This is a genomic window from Allopontixanthobacter sediminis (genome assembly GCF_009828115.1).
Classification (GTDB): Bacteria; Pseudomonadota; Alphaproteobacteria; order Sphingomonadales; family Sphingomonadaceae; genus Allopontixanthobacter; species Allopontixanthobacter sediminis.
This window is the reverse complement of sequence record NZ_WTYL01000001.1, coordinates 679,727-696,543: the sequence shown is the minus strand read 5'-3', so window position 1 is coordinate 696,543 and position 16,817 is coordinate 679,727. Positions and strand designations below refer to the sequence as shown.

Genomic DNA, 16,817 nt, shown 5'->3' with positions numbered 1-16,817 from the left:
GCTGCGCGGGTTCAGACCACGGCGAACAGGGCTGCCGCAGCCCGGTCCGCCAACGCGCCCATGGGAATTGTCAGGAGATAGCCAAGCGGCGAAACGAAGATCGCGGTCACAGCCAGCACCGTCCAATGCGCCAGGTCATTCTTGCCCGTCACCACATTCGCAGGCTCGTCGAAATACATGATCTTGACGATCTTGAGGTAATAGAACGCACCGATCACGCTGGCGGCGATACCGATGGCGGCGAGCACCACCATGTCCGCCTCGACCGCGGCCTGGAAGACCACGAACTTCCCCCAGAAGCCGTAGAGCGGCGGAATGCCGGCAAGGCTGAGCATCATCGCGGCAAGGCACAGCGCGATCATCGGCTTGGCCCGCGAAAGGCCGGCGATATCGGCCATGTTCTCGACCTGGTTGCCGTCCTTGTCCCGCAGCATCAGCACCGCAACGAAACTGCCGAGCGACATGGCGACGTAAATTGCCAGATAGACCAGCATCGCGCTCGCTCCGGCAGCGGTGCCGGTGGCCAGGCCGATCAGGATAAACCCGACATTGTTGATAGAGGAATACGCCAACAGCCGCTTGATGTTGCTCTGCCCGATCGCGCCAAGTGCCCCCACCACGACGGACGCCAGCGCGGCGAAGATGATCACCTGCCGCCACGCATCCGCCTGATTGCCGAACGCGTCCAGCGTGATCCGCGCGGTCATCGCAATCGCGGCCACCTTTGGCGCAGTGGAGAAGAACGTCGTGACCGGGGTCGGCGCGCCTTCGTAAACGTCGGGCGTCCACATGTGGAACGGCACGGCGGAAATCTTGAAGGCAAGACCGGCGAGCACGAAGATCACCCCGAACAGCGCGCCGGTGCCCAGTGTTCCTTCGAACGCTGGCCGGATCGCCAGGTAGCTGGTGCTGCCGGAGAATCCGTAGACCAGGCTCATGCCGTACAGCAGGATGCCGCTGGCAAGTGCGCCGAGGACGAAATATTTGAGGCCGGCTTCGGCGGAACGATCATCGCTGCGGGTGAAGGACGCGAGGACGTAGGACGACAGGCTGCTCAGCTCCAGGCCGATATACAGCGTCATCAGGTCGGTCGCGGACACCATCATCCCCATACCGACAGACGCGAACACGACCAGCAGCGGGTATTCGGGCCGGTACTCGAGCCCCTTGTCGAAGAACCGCGGGGTCACGATCAGGCAGCCGATGCCCGCAAGATAGATGAGCAGTTTCGATACACTGCCGAACGCGTCCATCCGGTAGAGACCGCCGAACGCATCGCCGCCCTGCTCGAACGCCGGATTGATGAGGAAGGCCGCGGTGATGATCGAAGCCCCCACCAGCGCGCCGACGGCAAGAATGGTGCTGAGCCGGGCCGCCTTCTGGCCGCCCCATGCGGCAATCAAGGTCAGGATCAGACCGGATACGGACAGGAATACTTCCGGGCCGGTGAGATAAAGGGAGTTTGCGTAGTCCATCAGTGCGCCCCCTCGGCCGAGGCTCCGTCAGCCGCAGCACCGTGTTCGCCGGCGGCATGCGGCATGGCGTTGGCGGCTTCGCTGCGGGGCGATCCGGCCACCAGCTTTACGTCACCTTCGGGCGCGGAGCGGGCCAGCCTTGCGTCGAGCGCGGCGATGTCCTGCCGCATCGGGGCGAGGAAGCTTTCCGGATAGATACCCATCCACAGCACCGCCGCCGCAATCGGCCCAAGCATCAACCATTCGCGCACGCCAATGTCCTTCATAGCCGCCGCATCGGCGTTTCTCTGCACCCCGAACGCGACCCTGCGGTAGAGATAGAGCATGTAGCCCGCCCCGAGGATGATCCCGGTGGTGCACACCAGCGCGACAAGGCTGGAAACTTCGTAAATGCCGGTGAGCGACAGCAACTCCCCGACGAAACCACTGGTCCCGGGCAGACCGATGCTGGCCATGGTAAACAGCAGGAACAGCACCGCGTATTTCGGCATGTTGATGCTCAGCCCGCCGTAGCGGTCGATCTCGCGGGTGTGGAGCCTGTCGTAGATCACGCCCACGCAGAGGAACAGGGCGGCGGACACCAGGCCGTGGCTCAGCATCACGATCATGGATCCTTCGAGGCCCTGCACGTTGAAGCTGAACAGACCAACCGTCACGATCGCCATATGCGCGACCGAGCTGTAGGCGATCAGTTTCTTCATGTCGTTCTGCACCAGCGCGATCAGGCTGGTGATCACCACCGCCGCCATCGACAGGATGTAGATCAGCCACGCGAACTGCGCGGACGCTTCCGGGAACATCGGCAGGCTGAAGCGGATGAAACCGTAACCGCCCATCTTGAGCAGAACCCCGGCAAGGATCACCGAACCGGCGGTTGGCGCCTGGACGTGCGCGTCGGGCAGCCATGTATGAACCGGCCACATCGGCATCTTGACCGCGAAGCTGGCGAAGAACGCGAGCCACAGCCAGGTTTGCGCCTCTGCCGGGAAATCGTAGTTCATCAGCGTCGGGATGTCGGTGGTCCCGGCTTCGTTCGCCATCCACAGCATGGCGATCAGCATCAGCACCGAACCGAGCAGCGTATAGAGGAAGAACTTGTAGCTGGCGTAGATCCGGTTGGTCCCGCCCCAGATGCCGATGATCAGGTACATCGGGATCAGGCCAGCCTCGAAGAAAATGTAGAACAGGTACAGGTCCTGGGCCGAGAACACGCCGATCATCAGCAGTTCCATGACCAGGAACGCCGCCATGTATTCGCCGACGCGGGTGGTGATCGATTCCCAGCTCGCCAAAATACAGATCGGCATCAGGAAGACGCTCAGCACGATCAGCAGCAAGGCGATCCCGTCGATCCCGAGCGCATAGTTGAAGCCCGCGAACAGCGGCACGCTCTCGGTGAACTGCCACTGCGCCCCGCCGATATCGTAATTGACCCACAGCAGGATACCCAGTGCCAGGTTGATCAGCGTCGCGCCGAGCGCGATGCCGCGTGCGGCCTTCGCCTCGACGAACAGGCAGGCGAAAGCCGCAACCAGCGGAACCAGCAGCATTACGGAAAGGATGGGAAAACCGCCCATTACATCAGAACCCAGGTTACGGCGGCGATCAGGCCAAGCAGCATGATCAGCGCGTAGGATGTCAAATAGCCGGACTGGACGCGCTTCGCTGCGCCGGTGCCCTTGAGCACCAGCCACGCCGCGCCATTCGGGCCGAAGCGGTCGATGATACCTTCGTCGCCGATCTTCCACAGCTTGCGGCCGAACCAGAACGCCGGGCGCACGAAGATCAGGTCATACAGTTCGTCGAAGTACCATTTGTTGTAGACGAAGCGGTGTACGAGCCGGAACTGCTCCACGAACTTGCCCGGGATCGAGGTGTCGCGGATATAGGCCAGCCATGCGCCGAACAGGCCCAGCAGCATGACGATACTGGCGGTCAGCTTCACCCACAGCGGAACCGCGTGCATCGCGTGGATCAGGTTCTCGTTGTAATAGATCGATCCGCCCCAGAATTCCGCGCTGTCGAGGAATTGCGGGTTGAAAATGAAACCGGCGAAGACAGCGCCCAGCGTCAGCACACCGAGCGGTACCAGCATTGAAATCGGGCTTTCGTGCGGATGGTAACCCGCCGTTCCGTCACCCTGGTCTGCTGATGGCACCGCATGAACCGCATCATGTCCGGCATCTTCCTGCACCGGCGGGTTATGCGCTTCGGGATCGTCATGTCCATGATGGACCGCGTGCTGGATGTGCTCGCTCTCGGCCCAGCGCGGCTTGCCCCAGAAGGTGAGGAACATCAGGCGCCAGCTGTAGAAGCTGGTCAGCAGCGCCGCGAAGGCACCCATCCAGAAGGCGAATTGCCCCATTTCCGTCCCGCGCGCGAACGCCACTTCGAGGATCGCATCCTTGGAATGGAAACCCGCGAAACCGGCGTGCAGCCAGTAAATCCCGACCCCGGTAATCGCCAGCGTCCCGGCCAGCATCGCGAAGAAGGTGAGCGGGATACGCTTACGCAGACCGCCATAATACCGCATATCCTGTTCGTGGTGCATCGCATGGATCACGCTGCCCGCTCCGAGGAACAGTAGCGCCTTGAAGAAGGCGTGCGTGAACAGGTGGAACATCGCCGCACCATACGCGCCGACGCCTGCGGCGAAGAACATGTAGCCCAGCTGCGAACAGGTGGAATAGGCGATGACCCGCTTGATATCCCACTGGGTCGTGCCGATCGTGGCCGCGAAGATACAAGTCGCCGCGCCGACGAAGGTCACCATGCCCAGCGCGATTGGCGCGGTTTCGAACATGGGCGACAGGCGGCAGACCATGAACACGCCCGCGGTCACCATCGTGGCCGCGTGGATCAGCGCCGACACGGGCGTCGGGCCTTCCATCGCGTCGGGTAGCCAGGTGTGCAGGCCCAGCTGCGCCGACTTGCCCATCGCGCCGATGAACAGCAGGATGCACAGGATATCCATCGTCTGCATACGGTATCCGAGGAAACCGATGGTCGAACCGCTCATGGCCGGTGCCGCGGCGAGGATTTCCGGGATCGACACGGTACCGAACACCCAGAAAGTGCCGAAGATGCCGAGCATGAAACCGAGGTCGCCCACGCGGTTGACCACGAAGGCCTTGATCGCGGCGGCGTTTGCGCTCGGCTTACGAAACCAGAACCCGATCAGCAGGTAGGATGCGAGACCGACCCCTTCCCAGCCAAAGAACATCTGGACGAGGTTGTCGGCGGTCACCAGCATCAGCATGGCAAATGTGAACAGGCTGAGATAGGCAAAGAACCGCGGCTGGTCCGGGTCTTCGTCCATATAGCCCCAGCTATACAGGTGGACGAGCGCGGAAACGGTGGTGATCACTACCAGCATCACCGCGGTCAGCGTATCGACCCGCAGCGCCCAGTCGAAATCGAGGCTGCCCGATTGTACCCATTGCAGCACGGGCACGACGGTGGCTTGCGCGTCCCCGGCGATGAACCCGAGGAAGATCGGCCAGCTTAGCGCGCAGGATACAAACAGCGCCCCGGTGGTGATCAGCTTGACCGGAAGGTTGCCGAGCGCACGGTTGCCCAGCCCGCCGACGATGGCCGCCAGCAAGGGCAGGAATACGATGAGGAGAATGGAGTTCACTGCGGCCTAACCCTTCATCCGGTTGACATCGTCAACCGCAATCGTGCCGCGCTGGCGGAAATAGATCACCAGGATGGCGAGCCCGATAGCTGCCTCGCCCGCCGCGACGGTCAACACGAACATGGCAAAAATTTGCCCGGTCAAATCGCCGAGGAAGGCGCTGAAGGCGACCAGGTTGATGTTCACCGACAGCAGGATCAGTTCGATCGCCATCAGGATCACGATGATGTTCTTCCGGTTGAGGAAAATCCCCAGCACGCCGAGCACGAACAGCACCGCACTGACAACCAGGTAATGTTCGATGCCGATCACAGCTGGACTCCCTTGCCCACTTCGGGACGGGTATTGACGGTCGCGTCCTCCGGACGGCGGCGGTTCTGCTTGCCGATGTCCTGATGGCCGCGGTGGGCGGTTGCGCGTTCACGGTGGGTCAGCACGATGGCGCCGACCATCGCGACGAGCAGGATCAGGCCGGCCGCCTCGAACAGGAACAGGTAATCGCTGTACAGCAGCGCGCCGATGTTCTCGATATTGCTCCGGCCAAGCAGCGGCGCGGCGCTGCCGTCGGGTGTGCCCAGTTCGAGCACTCCGGCGCCGTAAGCCCCGATGCCGAGGATCAGTTCCGCCAGCAGGACCAACGCAATCGCGATCCCGAGCGGGAAATTCTTCATGAAACCGGCGCGCAGTTCGGCGAAGTCGATGTTCAGCATCATGACGACGAACAGGAACAGCACCGCGACCGCGCCGACATATACGATCACCAGCAGCATCGCGATGAACTCCGCGCCGACCAGCACCATCAGGCCTGCCGCGTTGAAGAAAGACACGATCAGCCACAACACCGAATGCACCGGATTGCGCGACATGATCGTCAGCGTTCCGGCGGCAATCAGCAGGACCGCAAACATGTAAAAGGCGATGGCCTGGATCATATCGTCACGGTCCCGTTAATGCGGCAAAACACGAAATCCCGCTCGCGTGGAGCGGAACCGGAATGCCCGGTGTCCTGTGTCTCGGCTTCGCTCGACACGAACGGATAGAAGATACCCCTGTTGGTCACGCGCGGCCCTTAACGATACGGTGCATCGGCTTCAAGGTTCGCGGCGATCGCCCGCTCCCACTTGTCCCCGTTGGCGAGCAATTTGGTCTTGTCGTAGAGCAATTCCTCGCGCGTTTCGGTCGCGTATTCGAAATTCGGCCCTTCGACGATGGCGTCCACCGGGCAGGCTTCCTGGCAGAATCCGCAGTAGATGCACTTGGTCATGTCGATGTCGTACCGCGTCGTCCGGCGGCTGCCGTCATCGCGCGGTTCGCTCTCGATGGTGATCGCCAGCGCAGGACAGACCGCCTCGCAGAGCTTGCAGGCGATGCAGCGTTCTTCGCCATTGGGATAGCGGCGCAGCGCGTGCTCACCGCGAAACCGCGGCGAGATCGGGTTCTTCTCGAACGGATAGTTGATCGTCACCTTCGGCTTGAAGAAATACTTCAAGGTCAGCGCATGTGCCTTAAGGAATTCCCACAGCGTGTAGGATTTGATGAGGTGCGTGAGGGTACTCATGAGGCCTTCAATTCCGATGCGGTCCGGCAATCGCCCATCAGGGCCTGATTACCGTCTTCGAGAAAAAGGATCGCGGCAGGGCGGCCATCAGTGATGACGTCCGTTACACCCAGACCAAGCTTGGCAGGCCTAGCGCTATTAACCCATTCGAGCTGCCCGCTTCCACCAAAACCGTTACTGCGTTCCGTCCTGAAACGAACCTGGCCAGCCAACTCCGCCGGATATTTGATATCCATCAGGTCCGAGTTCGGCGCGTCCCCTTCTGGCCGGTACAGGTAGACGTTGGTTGCTCGGGTCGATTCATCGGAGTAGCGACCAGGCGCCCGAAGCTGACATACGTCACTGGCTCCCAATGTCACCAAAGCTTCGCGCGTAGGCTCATCGTAAGATAGGTTCGTCTGCTCCCCATACCTCGTCAGCATCAGCCAGCCGCTGATCAGCACCACGAAGGCGAGGCTTAGCGGCAGGAATATCTTCCAGCCCAGACGCATCAGCTGGTCATAGCGGAAGCGCGGGACGGTCGCCCAGATCCAGCTGAACATGAAGAAGAACATGAAGGTCTTGGCGAACAGCCAGATCCAGCCTGGCACCAGGTACAGCGGTTCCCAGTCGAACGGCGGCAGCCACCCGCCGAAGAACAGGATCGCGTTCAGCATGCACATCAGCAGGATGTTGGCGTATTCGCCGAGCCAGAACAGCGCGAAGCTCATCGAGCTGTATTCGGTCTGGTAACCGGCGACGAGTTCGCTTTCCGCTTCCGTCAGATCGAACGGCGCGCGCGCGGTTTCCGCCAGGCTGGAGATGAAGAACAGCACCCACATGGGGAACATAAGCGGGTTGAACACGAAGGCGTTGACGAAGCCGAGCCCGTGGCCGCGCTGTGCTTCGATAATGCCGTTCAAATTGAATGTGCCCGCCCACAGGACCACGCAGATCAGGATGAACCCGATCGAAACTTCGTAGGAAATCATCTGCGCGGCGGCGCGCATGGCGGAAAAGAACGGGTATTTCGAATTGGACGCCCAGCCCGCGATGACCACGCCGTAAACGCTCAGCGAACTGATCGCGAGCACGTACAGCAAGCCGACGTTGATATCCGCCAGCACCGCGCCGGAATTGAACGGGATTACCGCCCACGCCGCCAGCGCGACAGTGAAGGTGAGGATCGGCGCGATCAGGAACAAGCCCTTGTTGGCCGCACTCGGGACGATGGTTTCCTGCAGGAACACCTTCAGACCGTCGGCGAAGCTCTGCAGCAGCCCGAACGGACCGACCACGTTGGGTCCGCGCCGCATCATGATCGCGGCCAAGACCTTGCGATCAACATAGATGACCATCGCGACGGCCAGCATCAGTGGCAGCGCGATCAGCAGGATGCCCGCGAAGGTCGCGACACCCCACGCCCATTCATAGGACATGCCCCAGCTTACGAAAGTATCGGTCATCAGCTGTTACCTCGCTCGAAGAGCCAGATATCCAATCGCCATACGATCGCTGCGCCAACGAATGGCGGGATCGCCATCGTTACGCCACCAATCACCAAGGCCAAAGCCCCGCCGGGGGCGCTTACAGGCCCAAATCCGAACAGCAGGAGCAGCGAAAACAAGAGGCTGCCGATGAAGATAGCTGCCGCAACCAAAAACAGGATCCGAGCAGCGTTGCGCATAATGTTGGGGTAGTTCATTCCGCCGCCTCCGCCAGGTCATCGCCGTGCAGCAGTTCAGCCGAACATTGCTGCATCACCGCACTTGCGCGGGCAATTGGGTTGGTCAGGTAGAAGTCCTTGATTGGATAGGTAATCACGCCGTCAGCCTTGGCCTTCGCGTCGCCCTTCGGCAGTGCACCGAGATCGGCCAGGCCTTCTTCACCCAATGCCGGTACCGCCGCAAACATCGCGCCCTGCAAGTCGGCAAAGCTGTCGAACCCGACCGACACACCCAGCGCATCGGCGAGCGCCCGCAGGATCGTCCAGTCTTCGCGCGCGTCGCCGGGGGCGAACACGGCTTTTTCAGCGTATTGCACGCGGCCTTCCGTGTTGACGTAAGTCCCGTCCTTTTCCGCATAGGACGCCGCGGGCAGGATGATATCCGCCGCATGCGCGCCCTTGTCGCCGTGGTGGCCGATATAGACCTTCAGCACGCCATCGAAGGCGGAATAATCCACCTCGTCCGCGCCGAGCGACAGCAGCACCTTGGGTTTCGCCGCGGCGATATCCGCGATGCCGCCCGCCTGCGCATAACCGAGCATCAACCCGCCCATCCGGCTTGCCGCCATATGGAGCACGTTGAACCCGTTCCAACCGTCGTTCACGAGGCCGAACTTGTCCGCGAACGCCAGCGCCGGGGCTAGCGCGCCCTTCGCCAGAGCCGCTCCGCCGAGGATGATCGCGGGACGTTCCGCACCCTTGAACGCATCGGACACGTCCTTGGGCAATTTGCCGAGCACGCCGACATCCTCGCCGAGGAAGGTCGCGGGATAGGTTGTTTCCCATTCGGGCCCGACCACGAACACCTTGGCCCCGTGCTTGACCGCCTTGCGGAGCCGCGCGTTGACCAGCGCCGCTTCCCAGCGGACGTGGCTGCCGACGATCAGGATGGCGTCGGCGGTCTCGATCCCGGCAAAGGTCGAATTGAACGCGACTGCGGCCATGTTGGACACGTCGTAATCCATGCCGGTCTGGCGGCCTTCGAGCAGTGTGCTGCCCATCGCGCCGAGCAGCGCCTTGGCCGCGAACATCGTCTCGCAATCGACCAGGTCACCGGCGATCGCGGCAATATTCTTGCCGGGCTTCGCGGCGGCGATAGCCTTGAACGCCTGGTCCCAGCTTGCTTCGGCAAGCTTGCCGGACTTGCGGATCCACACCTTGTCGAGACGGCGGCGGGTGAGGCCATCGACCATGTAGCGGCCCTTGTCCGACAGCCATTCCTCGTTCACGTCGTCGTTGATCCGCGGCAAGGCGCGCATCACTTCTCGGCCCCGGCTGTCGAGCCGGATGTTCGCGCCGACCGCGTCGGAGACGTCGATGCTGAGTGTTTTCTTCAGTTCCCACGGACGCGCTTCGAACGCGTAGGGGCGCGAGGTGAGCGCACCGACCGGGCACAGGTCGATTACGTTCGCGCTCAACTCGTGAGTCGCGGCGCGTTCGAGATAGGTGGTGATCTGCATGTCCTCGCCGCGGTACAGCGCGCCGATTTCGTCCACGCCGGCGATCTCTTCGGAGAAGCGCACGCAGCGGGTGCAATGGATGCAGCGGGTCATGATCGTCTTGATCAGCGGGCCCATGTTCTTCTCGGTGACCGCGCGCTTGTTCTCGCGTCCGTAACGCGAACCGCCGCGGCCATAGGCGACCGACTGGTCCTGCAAGTCACATTCGCCGCCCTGGTCGCAGATCGGGCAATCGAGCGGGTGGTTGATCAGCAGGAATTCCATCACCCCTTCACGCGCGGTCTTGACCATCGGCGTGTCGGTGCGGATTTCCTGCCCATCGGCAGCGGGCAGCGCGCACGACGCCTGCGGCTTCGGCGGCCCGGGCTTCACTTCCACCAGGCACATGCGGCAATTGCCGGCGATGCTCAGCCGTTCATGATAGCAGAACCGGGGAATTTCCTTCCCCGCCAGTTCGCACGCCTGCAGCACAGTCGCGCCTGCGGGAACCTCGATTTCCTGACCGTCTACGGTGACTTTAGGCATGGTTCAGCTTTCCTGTGCCGCCAGCAGGCGGTAACTGGCGGTTGCGAGCATAGAGCGCATGCCGAGAGGAGAAGCCTCGAAACCAGCCTCCTCTTTGAGGCAAAGCGATGCGATCGGGGTAAGCACCTTGGTTGCCGCGGTTTCTTCGGCGGAATTGATTTCACTGGCAAACATGCGGGCAACCAGATCGGGTGCCCCACGGATCATGCACATGGCCATCGCGTCCGTCCGCGAGTACGTGATTACATCAGGCTTCAGCGCCGCCATTGCAAGGCGTGCCAGAAGCGGATCCGGGCTCGCTTCAAGCAAGCTTTCGGCCAAAGCACCGGCGAACGGCAAAGTGCCCATGCGCATTTTCGAAAAGCGGGCATCACGGGCGCAACCCTCAGTGAACTTGCTGAGATTGGCCATACCATTACGATAACCGGAGCTCCGGAAATCCTGCTTTAGCAAGCGCGCGGCCTCGTCCGGGCGTTCTCGCGCCACGCAAGCAGCGTACTCCGCCAACTCCGTACGGGCTTCGGGCGTAACAGCCTCGTCGCGGCCCTGAGCGCTTCCTGCAGTTGCTAGCGTCGTCATAGCCGCTAGCGAGATCGCGGTTGAAAAGGAAAATCGCAAAACCGCACTCCCGTATCTGAAATTCTCCAGCATCATCCCGCCCCCTGCAGCGTCAGCGCTGCACGCGTAGCCAGAGCATAGGCGAGCCACAGGCGGAGGCTATCGCGGTCGAACGCCAGGTTCTGCCCCTCGAATGCGCATGGCCCCATCGTGGGTGCGAGCGCTTGCATCGTTTGCTGTTCCTGCTTGCTATCCACCTTGGTACGCAGGACCGCGTCGACTTCCATCGGCGCGGTCGCGGCCACGCAGCGGGCGAACTCGTCCACGATCACGTCGCCCTTGATATTTTCAGGGGCGGCCGCGATCCGGGCAACCACCTCTTCCTCGACGGGCATCGGGTTTGGTCCGGAAACGAACACCGCCGGAGCGCCGTCCTTGAACCGCCGCACATACCATCCTTCGGAGACGGAGCCCCGCATGTCGCGGTCATTGGTCAGCATGTTGCGGATGGCGCACCGGGTCTGGCTGTTCGGAGAGTAGGACACCGCTCTCCACCGCTCGTCGCTGGGATCGACCAGATAAGCCTCGATCTTGTCGCTCTTGAACGTCGCCAGGCAGTGACCGTAATGGTTCAGGGTCTCGCGGACGCCGCGGCCACGGTCATGCTTGGGACGCGTAAAGCGCGATCCGGTTTTCGTTTCCTGATCGTCCACAGCCTGTTCCGGCTCGTCTTCAGCCTGCGCCGCCGCCGGGACCGCTGCGATGGTCATGGTTGCCCCGGCCAGTGCCGAAGCGAGCGCGAAAAAGATCCCCGTTTTCATTCCGCAGCTTCCCGCGTCTCAGGCGCGAATTGCGCGTTGTGTTCGTGGATGCGCCGTTCGAGTTCCGGCCGGAAGTGCTTGATCAGGCCCTGGATCGGCCACGCGGCCGCATCGCCCAAGGCGCAGATTGTGTGGCCTTCGACCTGCTTGGTCACCTGGTACAGCATGTCGATTTCCTCGACCGCCGCATCGCCGGTGCGCAGGCGTTCCATCATCCGCCACATCCACCCGGTGCCTTCGCGGCAGGGGGTGCACTGGCCGCAGCTCTCGTGCTTGTAGAAATAGCTGATCCGGCTGATCGCGCGAACGATGTCGGTGGACTTGTCCATCACGATCACCGCAGCCGTGCCGAGGCCGGATCCGACGGCCTTCAGCCCGTCGAAATCCATCGGCGCGTCCATGATATCGGCTGCCGGGACCAGCGGGACGGACGAACCGCCGGGAATGACCGCCAGCAGATTGTCCCACCCGCCGCGAACGCCGCCGCAATGCTTCTCGATCAGTTCGCGGAAGGGAATGCTCATTTCCTCTTCGACGACGCAGGGCTTGTCCACGTGGCCGCTGATCTGGAACAGCTTGGTACCGTGATTGCCTTCCGCACCGAAGCTGGAGAACCATGACGCACCGCGCCGCAGGATCGTGGGGACCACCGCGATGCTTTCGACGTTGTTGACCGTGGTCGGGCAGCCATACAGGCCCGCGCCCGCCGGGAATGGCGGTTTGAGGCGCGGTTGGCCCTTCTTGCCTTCAAGGCTTTCGATCATCGCGGTTTCTTCGCCGCAAATATAGGCGCCCGCGCCGCGGTGCATGAAGACGTCGAAATCGTATCCGCTGCCGCTGGCGTTCTTGCCAATCAGTCCGGCGGAATACGCCTCGTCAATCGCGGCCTGCAGGGTCTGGGCCTCGCGGATATATTCGCCGCGGATGTAGATGTAGGCAGCGCGCGCGCGCATCGCGAAACCGGCAATCAGCGCGCCTTCGATCAGCTTGTGCGGATCGTGGCGGATGATCTCGCGGTCTTTGCACGAACCCGGCTCGGATTCGTCGGCGTTGATGACCAGGAAGGACGGGCGGCCATCCTTCGATTCCTTGGGCATGAACGACCATTTGAGACCGGTCGGGAAGCCCGCGCCGCCCCGTCCGCGCAGGCCCGATGCCTTCATCTCGTCGATGATGGCGTCGTTACCGCGCGCGATGATGTCTTTGGTGTTGTCCCAGTCACCGCGCTTCTGCGCAGCGGCAAGGTTCCACGGCTGGAAACCGTAGACATTGGTGAAGATGCGGTCCTTGTCCTGTAGGCTCACGACCCTGCTCCCCCCGACCTGCTACGGTTGAAAATTCCGAATCCGCCGAACAGGAAGCCGAGGATAGCCCAGACCACCCAGTCATCCCCGCTAAGGAACTTGAACACGGCCAAAGCCAGGAAAATGATCCCGACGACCGGCAGGCCTTTCTTGATGGGATCGCTCATCACCATTCCCCCCGGTAATCGTGGTTCTCGGTGACCATTTCTTTCAGCGTGGTCGGCCCGCCGGAAGGTTCGGAGGTGTGCCGACCCGGTTCCTGCGTGCCTTCTTCAGGTGTCCCGCCCGCCGCCAGCGCATCCAGCACGGCATCGAGGCGTTCGACCGTCAGATCTTCGTAATTGCCGTCGTTGATCTGGACCATCGGCGCGGTGGCGCAATTGCCCATGCATTCGACCTCGGTGAGGGTCCACAGTCCGTCGGCGGAGACCTTGCCCTTCTCCATGCCGCGGCCCTTGCAGGCGGCGATCAGCTCGTCCGAACCGCGCAGCATGCAGGGCGTGGTGCCGCACACTTGGACGTGGAATTTGCCCACCGGAACAAGGTTGTACATGAAATAGAAGGTCGCGACTTCGAGCACGCGGATCACCGGCATATCGAGATAGGCCGCGACATATTCGATCACCGGCATGGGCAACCAGCCCTGCGTATCGGTTTCCTCGCCCACCTGCCGCTGGGCCAGGTCGAGCAGCGGCATCACCGCCGATTTCTGGCGGCCCTCGGGATAGGACGCGATGAACTTGTCAGCCTTCGCAATGTTGGCTTCCGTGAACACGAAAGACCCCCAGCGCGCGCGCAGTTCCGGCGTATCGGGTGCGGTGTGACGATTAGCCATTATCCAATCCGCCGTTCTGTGCGTACTGTAGACATAAGTATTTGAGAAATTTTCTGATCATGCACATCCACAACTGCAGCAGTCCTCATTGCTGCGTGTGACGATGGACAACGCCATTGGATTCCAAAACGACTTGCAGAAATTTTTTCAACGGATTTAACTTTGCACCCGCTGAGAGCCGCGAGTTCCTTTGAGGTATCGTCATCCAACGGCGCTGCGAGCAGTGGTCCCAAATCTTCGCCGTTGATCACCGTCTTTGCGAACGACCGCGCGACACTTGTGCTGGATGACGGCGCCGCTGCCAGAAGCACGGGAGCAGCAGCAACGATAAACCAATACTTCATCACCGGTCACACTCCCCGAACACCACGTCGATCGCGCCAAGGATCGCGGTTGCATCGGGCAGCATGTGGCCCTTGCTCATGAAATCCATCGCCTGAAGATGGCTGAACGCGGTCGGGCGAATCTTGCAGCGGTAGGGTTTGTTCGACCCGTCCGACACCAGATAGACGCCGAATTCGCCTTTGGGGCTTTCGGTCGCAACGTAAACTTCGCCTGCCGGGACGTGGAAGCCCTCGGTGTAGAGTTTGAAGTGGTGGATCAGCGCTTCCATCGACTGCTTCATCTCGCCGCGCTTGGGCGGGACGATCTTGCGGTCGTCGCTCGCCACCGGGCCTTCCGGCATTTCGGCGAGGCACTGCTTGATGATCTTGGCGCTCTGATACACCTCGTTCACGCGGACCATGAACCGGTCGTAGCAATCGGAATTGGTGCCGACGGGGATCTCGAAATCCATCCGGTCATAGACATCGTAGGGCTGCGATTTGCGCAGGTCCCAAGGGATGCCCGCAGCGCGGATCATCGGGCCGGAGAAGCCCCAGGCAATCGCGTCCTGCTTGGACACCACCGCGATATCGACGTTGCGCTGCTTGAAGATACGGTTGCCGGTCACCAGGCTCATCGCGTCGCCGAACAATTCGGGCAGCCGCGTATCGACCCAGTCGCCGATGTCGGTCAGCAGTTTCAGCGGCACATCCTGATGCACGCCGCCGGGGCGGAACCACGCGGAATGCATCCGCGCACCCGACGCGCGTTCGAAGAAGTTCATGCAGTCTTCGCGCAGTTCGAACACCCAGAGGTTGGGCGTCATCGCGCCGACATCCATCACATGCGCGCCGATGTTGAGCATGTGGTTGGAAATGCGGGTCAGTTCGGCAAACAGCACGCGGAGATATTGCGCGCGGATCGGCACTTCCAGATTGAGCAGCTTCTCGATCGCCAGAACATAGGAATGTTCCATGCACAGCGGGCTGCAGTAATCGAGCCGGTCGAAGTATGGCAGCGCCTGCAGGTAGGTCTTGTGCTCGATCAGTTTTTCGGTGCCGCGGTGGAGCAGACCGACGTGCGGATCGATCCGTTCGATGATCTCGCCGTCGAGCTCCATCACCATCCGCAGCACCCCGTGCGCCGCCGGATGCTGGGGACCGAAATTGATCGTGTAGTTGGAGATCACCTCGTCGCCGGTGGTGGGCGACTGTTCAAGCTGCATGCTCACTTCTTGCCTCCCTTCGGCTCGGTTGCGGATTTGGTGTCGGTAGCCTTGCCCTTGCGCGGTTTGCGCGTCGGGCGGTCCTCGGTCGGCTTGGGCGCGTCAGGCGCCGCTGTTGGCACCGAGTCCTTGGCAGAAGGCTTTGCCGCTTCGATATTGGCTGCTTTTCCGGCGCCGGTGTCCGAGGTCTTTTCGGTGACCTTGGGGTCGTGGATTGGCGGCATGTCCGCCTTCTCGTCACCCGGAAGGACATACTCCGCGCCTTCCCAGGGCGACATGAAATCGAACTGCCGCAATTCCTGCGCCAGCTCGACCGGTTCGTACACCACCCGCTTTTCCTCCTCGGAATAACGCAGTTCGGTATAACCGGTGAGCGGGAAGTCCTTACGGAAAGGATGCCCTTCGAAACCGTAATCGGTGAGGATGCGGCGGAGGTCGGTGTTGCCCGCGAACAGCACCCCGTACATGTCGAACACTTCGCGCTCGAGCCAGCCGGCGTTAGGCCACAGCGTCGTGATCGTCGGCACCGGAGTGGCTTCGTCGGTGGTCACCTTGACCATTACCCGGTGGTTTTTGGTCAGGCTGAGCAGCATGTAAACGACTTCGAAGCGTTCGGCCCGCTGGGGGTAATCGACGCCGGCCATTTCCATCATCTGCTGGTAATCATGCTCGTCCCGGAGCAGCCGGAGCGCGTCTTCGATCCGGTCCCGCTTCACGGTGAACAGGATTTCGCCATGTTCCTCATGCGCGTCGAGCAGCATGTCGCCCAGCGCGGCGGACAGCGCGGCAGCAACGCCTTCGTTCGAGGTGATTTTCGGGGCGGAATGGAGAACAGCCATCTTAACGCTCTATCGTTCCGGACCGGCGGATCTTCCGCTGCAGTTGCATCACGCCGTACAGCAGCGCTTCGGCGGTTGGCGGGCACCCGGGGATATAGATATCCACCGGCACGATCCGGTCACAGCCGCGAACCACGGAATAGCTGTAATGGTAATAGCCGCCGCCATTGGCGCAGCTGCCCATCGAAATGACGTATTTCGGGTCCGACATCTGGTCGTAGACCTTGCGCAGCGCGGGGGCCATCTTGTTGCACAGCGTGCCGGCCACGATCATCACGTCCGACTGGCGCGGGCTGGCGCGCGGGACGACGCCGAAACGTTCCATGTCATAGCGCGGCATGTTGACGTGGATCATCTCCACCGCGCAGCAGGCGAGGCCGAACGTCATCCACCACAGCGAACCCGTGCGGGCCCACTGGAACAGGTCCTCGGTGCTGGTGACCAGGAAACCCTTGTCGTTCACTTCCGATTGCATTGCCCGGAAATAATCGGCGTCCGGCTGGAGCGTCGCACCGGGCTGGGCAGCGGCGGGCAACATTCCGTGCGGAGTG

18 protein-coding genes and 1 pseudogene are annotated in these 16,817 nt (G+C 61.9%); all 19 read right to left on the bottom strand.

The genetic code is table 11. The annotated features are described in order from the left end of the window. Positions 1-11 precede the first annotated feature (11 nt). A complete protein-coding gene (nuoN, locus tag GRI65_RS03540; RefSeq protein WP_160755123.1) occupies positions 12-1,475 on the bottom strand; it encodes an NADH-quinone oxidoreductase subunit NuoN in 1,464 nt (487 codons plus the stop codon). Further along, positions 1,475-3,052 carry an NADH-quinone oxidoreductase subunit M gene (locus tag GRI65_RS03535; protein ID WP_160755122.1) on the bottom strand — a complete coding sequence of 526 codons (1,578 nt, stop codon included), beginning with the start codon at positions 3,050-3,052 and terminating at the stop codon, positions 1,475-1,477. The genes nuoN and GRI65_RS03535 overlap by 1 nt, the downstream gene beginning before the upstream one ends. Beyond that, entirely contained in the window at positions 3,052-5,112 is a 2,061-nt protein-coding gene (gene nuoL, locus GRI65_RS03530; RefSeq protein WP_160755121.1) for an NADH-quinone oxidoreductase subunit L, read from the bottom strand. Before nuoL ends, GRI65_RS03535 begins: the two co-directional genes overlap by 1 nt. Before the next feature lie 6 nt (positions 5,113-5,118). Next, positions 5,119-5,424 carry an NADH-quinone oxidoreductase subunit NuoK gene (gene nuoK / locus GRI65_RS03525; RefSeq protein WP_160755120.1) on the bottom strand — a complete coding sequence of 102 codons (306 nt, stop codon included), beginning with the start codon at positions 5,422-5,424 and terminating at the stop codon, positions 5,119-5,121. Next, positions 5,421-6,044 carry an NADH-quinone oxidoreductase subunit J gene (locus tag GRI65_RS03520; protein WP_160755119.1) on the bottom strand — a complete coding sequence of 208 codons (624 nt, stop codon included), beginning with the start codon at positions 6,042-6,044 and terminating at the stop codon, positions 5,421-5,423. The genes nuoK and GRI65_RS03520 overlap by 4 nt, the downstream gene beginning before the upstream one ends. After that, positions 6,041-6,172, bottom strand: a complete 132-nt coding sequence (locus tag GRI65_RS15375) for a hypothetical protein (RefSeq protein WP_269816282.1) — start codon at positions 6,170-6,172, stop codon at positions 6,041-6,043. The genes GRI65_RS03520 and GRI65_RS15375 overlap by 4 nt, the downstream gene beginning before the upstream one ends. Positions 6,173-6,181: 9 nt before the next feature. After that, complete coding sequence (nuoI, locus tag GRI65_RS03515) at positions 6,182-6,670, bottom strand: NADH-quinone oxidoreductase subunit NuoI (protein ID WP_160755118.1); 489 nt, start codon at positions 6,668-6,670, stop codon at positions 6,182-6,184. Positions 6,671-7,074: 404 nt separating this feature from the next. After that, positions 7,075-8,115, bottom strand: a pseudogene (gene nuoH / locus GRI65_RS03510) (NADH-quinone oxidoreductase subunit NuoH); the annotation flags it as partial. Next, positions 8,115-8,354 carry a hypothetical protein gene (locus tag GRI65_RS03505; RefSeq protein WP_160755117.1) on the bottom strand — a complete coding sequence of 80 codons (240 nt, stop codon included), beginning with the start codon at positions 8,352-8,354 and terminating at the stop codon, positions 8,115-8,117. The pseudogene nuoH and the gene GRI65_RS03505, both read right to left, overlap by 1 nt. Then, complete coding sequence (gene nuoG / locus GRI65_RS03500) at positions 8,351-10,360, bottom strand: NADH-quinone oxidoreductase subunit NuoG (RefSeq protein WP_160755116.1); 2,010 nt, start codon at positions 10,358-10,360, stop codon at positions 8,351-8,353. The genes GRI65_RS03505 and nuoG overlap by 4 nt, the downstream gene beginning before the upstream one ends. Before the next feature lie 3 nt (positions 10,361-10,363). Further along, the gene (locus tag GRI65_RS03495; RefSeq protein WP_160755115.1) at positions 10,364-11,011 is read right to left on the bottom strand and encodes a hypothetical protein; all 648 of its coding nucleotides are present in this window, start codon (positions 11,009-11,011) and stop codon (positions 10,364-10,366) included. Further along, complete coding sequence (locus GRI65_RS03490) at positions 11,011-11,739, bottom strand: hypothetical protein (protein WP_160755114.1); 729 nt, start codon at positions 11,737-11,739, stop codon at positions 11,011-11,013. The genes GRI65_RS03495 and GRI65_RS03490 overlap by 1 nt, the downstream gene beginning before the upstream one ends. Continuing rightward, complete coding sequence (nuoF, locus tag GRI65_RS03485; RefSeq protein ID WP_160755113.1) at positions 11,736-13,043, bottom strand: NADH-quinone oxidoreductase subunit NuoF; 1,308 nt, start codon at positions 13,041-13,043, stop codon at positions 11,736-11,738. Before nuoF ends, GRI65_RS03490 begins: the two co-directional genes overlap by 4 nt. After that, the gene (locus tag GRI65_RS15085; RefSeq protein ID WP_202391195.1) at positions 13,040-13,210 is read right to left on the bottom strand and encodes a hypothetical protein; all 171 of its coding nucleotides are present in this window, start codon (positions 13,208-13,210) and stop codon (positions 13,040-13,042) included. The genes nuoF and GRI65_RS15085 overlap by 4 nt, the downstream gene beginning before the upstream one ends. Beyond that, positions 13,210-13,878: an NADH-quinone oxidoreductase subunit NuoE gene (gene nuoE / locus GRI65_RS03480; RefSeq protein ID WP_160755112.1), complete on the bottom strand. Its 669-nt coding sequence runs from the start codon at positions 13,876-13,878 to the stop codon at positions 13,210-13,212. The genes GRI65_RS15085 and nuoE overlap by 1 nt, the downstream gene beginning before the upstream one ends. Continuing rightward, entirely contained in the window at positions 13,878-14,222 is a 345-nt protein-coding gene (locus GRI65_RS03475) for a hypothetical protein (protein ID WP_160755111.1), read from the bottom strand. The genes nuoE and GRI65_RS03475 overlap by 1 nt, the downstream gene beginning before the upstream one ends. Then, a complete protein-coding gene (locus GRI65_RS03470) occupies positions 14,222-15,427 on the bottom strand; it encodes an NADH-quinone oxidoreductase subunit D (RefSeq protein ID WP_202391153.1) in 1,206 nt (401 codons plus the stop codon). The genes GRI65_RS03475 and GRI65_RS03470 overlap by 1 nt, the downstream gene beginning before the upstream one ends. Before the next feature lie 2 nt (positions 15,428-15,429). Continuing rightward, complete coding sequence (locus GRI65_RS03465) at positions 15,430-16,266, bottom strand: NADH-quinone oxidoreductase subunit C (RefSeq protein ID WP_160755109.1); 837 nt, start codon at positions 16,264-16,266, stop codon at positions 15,430-15,432. Between the two features lies 1 nt (position 16,267). Next, entirely contained in the window at positions 16,268-16,804 is a 537-nt protein-coding gene (locus GRI65_RS03460) for a NuoB/complex I 20 kDa subunit family protein (protein WP_160755592.1), read from the bottom strand. Between the last annotated feature and the right edge of the window lie 13 nt (positions 16,805-16,817).

What these genes read in the sequence shown, in the direction of transcription:
- nuoN (WP_160755123.1), bottom strand. Translation starts at nt 1,475, where the DNA reads ATGGACTACGCAAACTCCCTTTATCTCACCGGCCCGGAAGTATTCCTG.
- GRI65_RS03535 (WP_160755122.1), bottom strand. Translation starts at nt 3,052, where the DNA reads ATGGGCGGTTTTCCCATCCTTTCCGTAATGCTGCTGGTTCCGCTGGTT.
- GRI65_RS03520 (WP_160755119.1), bottom strand. Translation starts at nt 6,044, where the DNA reads ATGATCCAGGCCATCGCCTTTTACATGTTTGCGGTCCTGCTGATTGCC.
- nuoI (WP_160755118.1), bottom strand. Translation starts at nt 6,670, where the DNA reads ATGAGTACCCTCACGCACCTCATCAAATCCTACACGCTGTGGGAATTC.
- GRI65_RS03505 (WP_160755117.1), bottom strand. Translation starts at nt 8,354, where the DNA reads ATGAACTACCCCAACATTATGCGCAACGCTGCTCGGATCCTGTTTTTG.
- nuoG (WP_160755116.1), bottom strand. Translation starts at nt 10,360, where the DNA reads ATGCCTAAAGTCACCGTAGACGGTCAGGAAATCGAGGTTCCCGCAGGC.
- GRI65_RS03495 (WP_160755115.1), bottom strand. Translation starts at nt 11,011, where the DNA reads ATGCTGGAGAATTTCAGATACGGGAGTGCGGTTTTGCGATTTTCCTTT.
- GRI65_RS03490 (WP_160755114.1), bottom strand. Translation starts at nt 11,739, where the DNA reads ATGAAAACGGGGATCTTTTTCGCGCTCGCTTCGGCACTGGCCGGGGCA.
- GRI65_RS15085 (WP_202391195.1), bottom strand. Translation starts at nt 13,210, where the DNA reads ATGAGCGATCCCATCAAGAAAGGCCTGCCGGTCGTCGGGATCATTTTC.
- nuoE (WP_160755112.1), bottom strand. Translation starts at nt 13,878, where the DNA reads ATGGCTAATCGTCACACCGCACCCGATACGCCGGAACTGCGCGCGCGC.
- GRI65_RS03475 (WP_160755111.1), bottom strand. Translation starts at nt 14,222, where the DNA reads ATGAAGTATTGGTTTATCGTTGCTGCTGCTCCCGTGCTTCTGGCAGCG.
- GRI65_RS03470 (WP_202391153.1), bottom strand. Translation starts at nt 15,427, where the DNA reads ATGCAGCTTGAACAGTCGCCCACCACCGGCGACGAGGTGATCTCCAAC.
- GRI65_RS03465 (WP_160755109.1), bottom strand. Translation starts at nt 16,266, where the DNA reads ATGGCTGTTCTCCATTCCGCCCCGAAAATCACCTCGAACGAAGGCGTT.
- GRI65_RS03460 (WP_160755592.1), bottom strand. Translation starts at nt 16,804, where the DNA reads ATGTTGCCCGCCGCTGCCCAGCCCGGTGCGACGCTCCAGCCGGACGCC.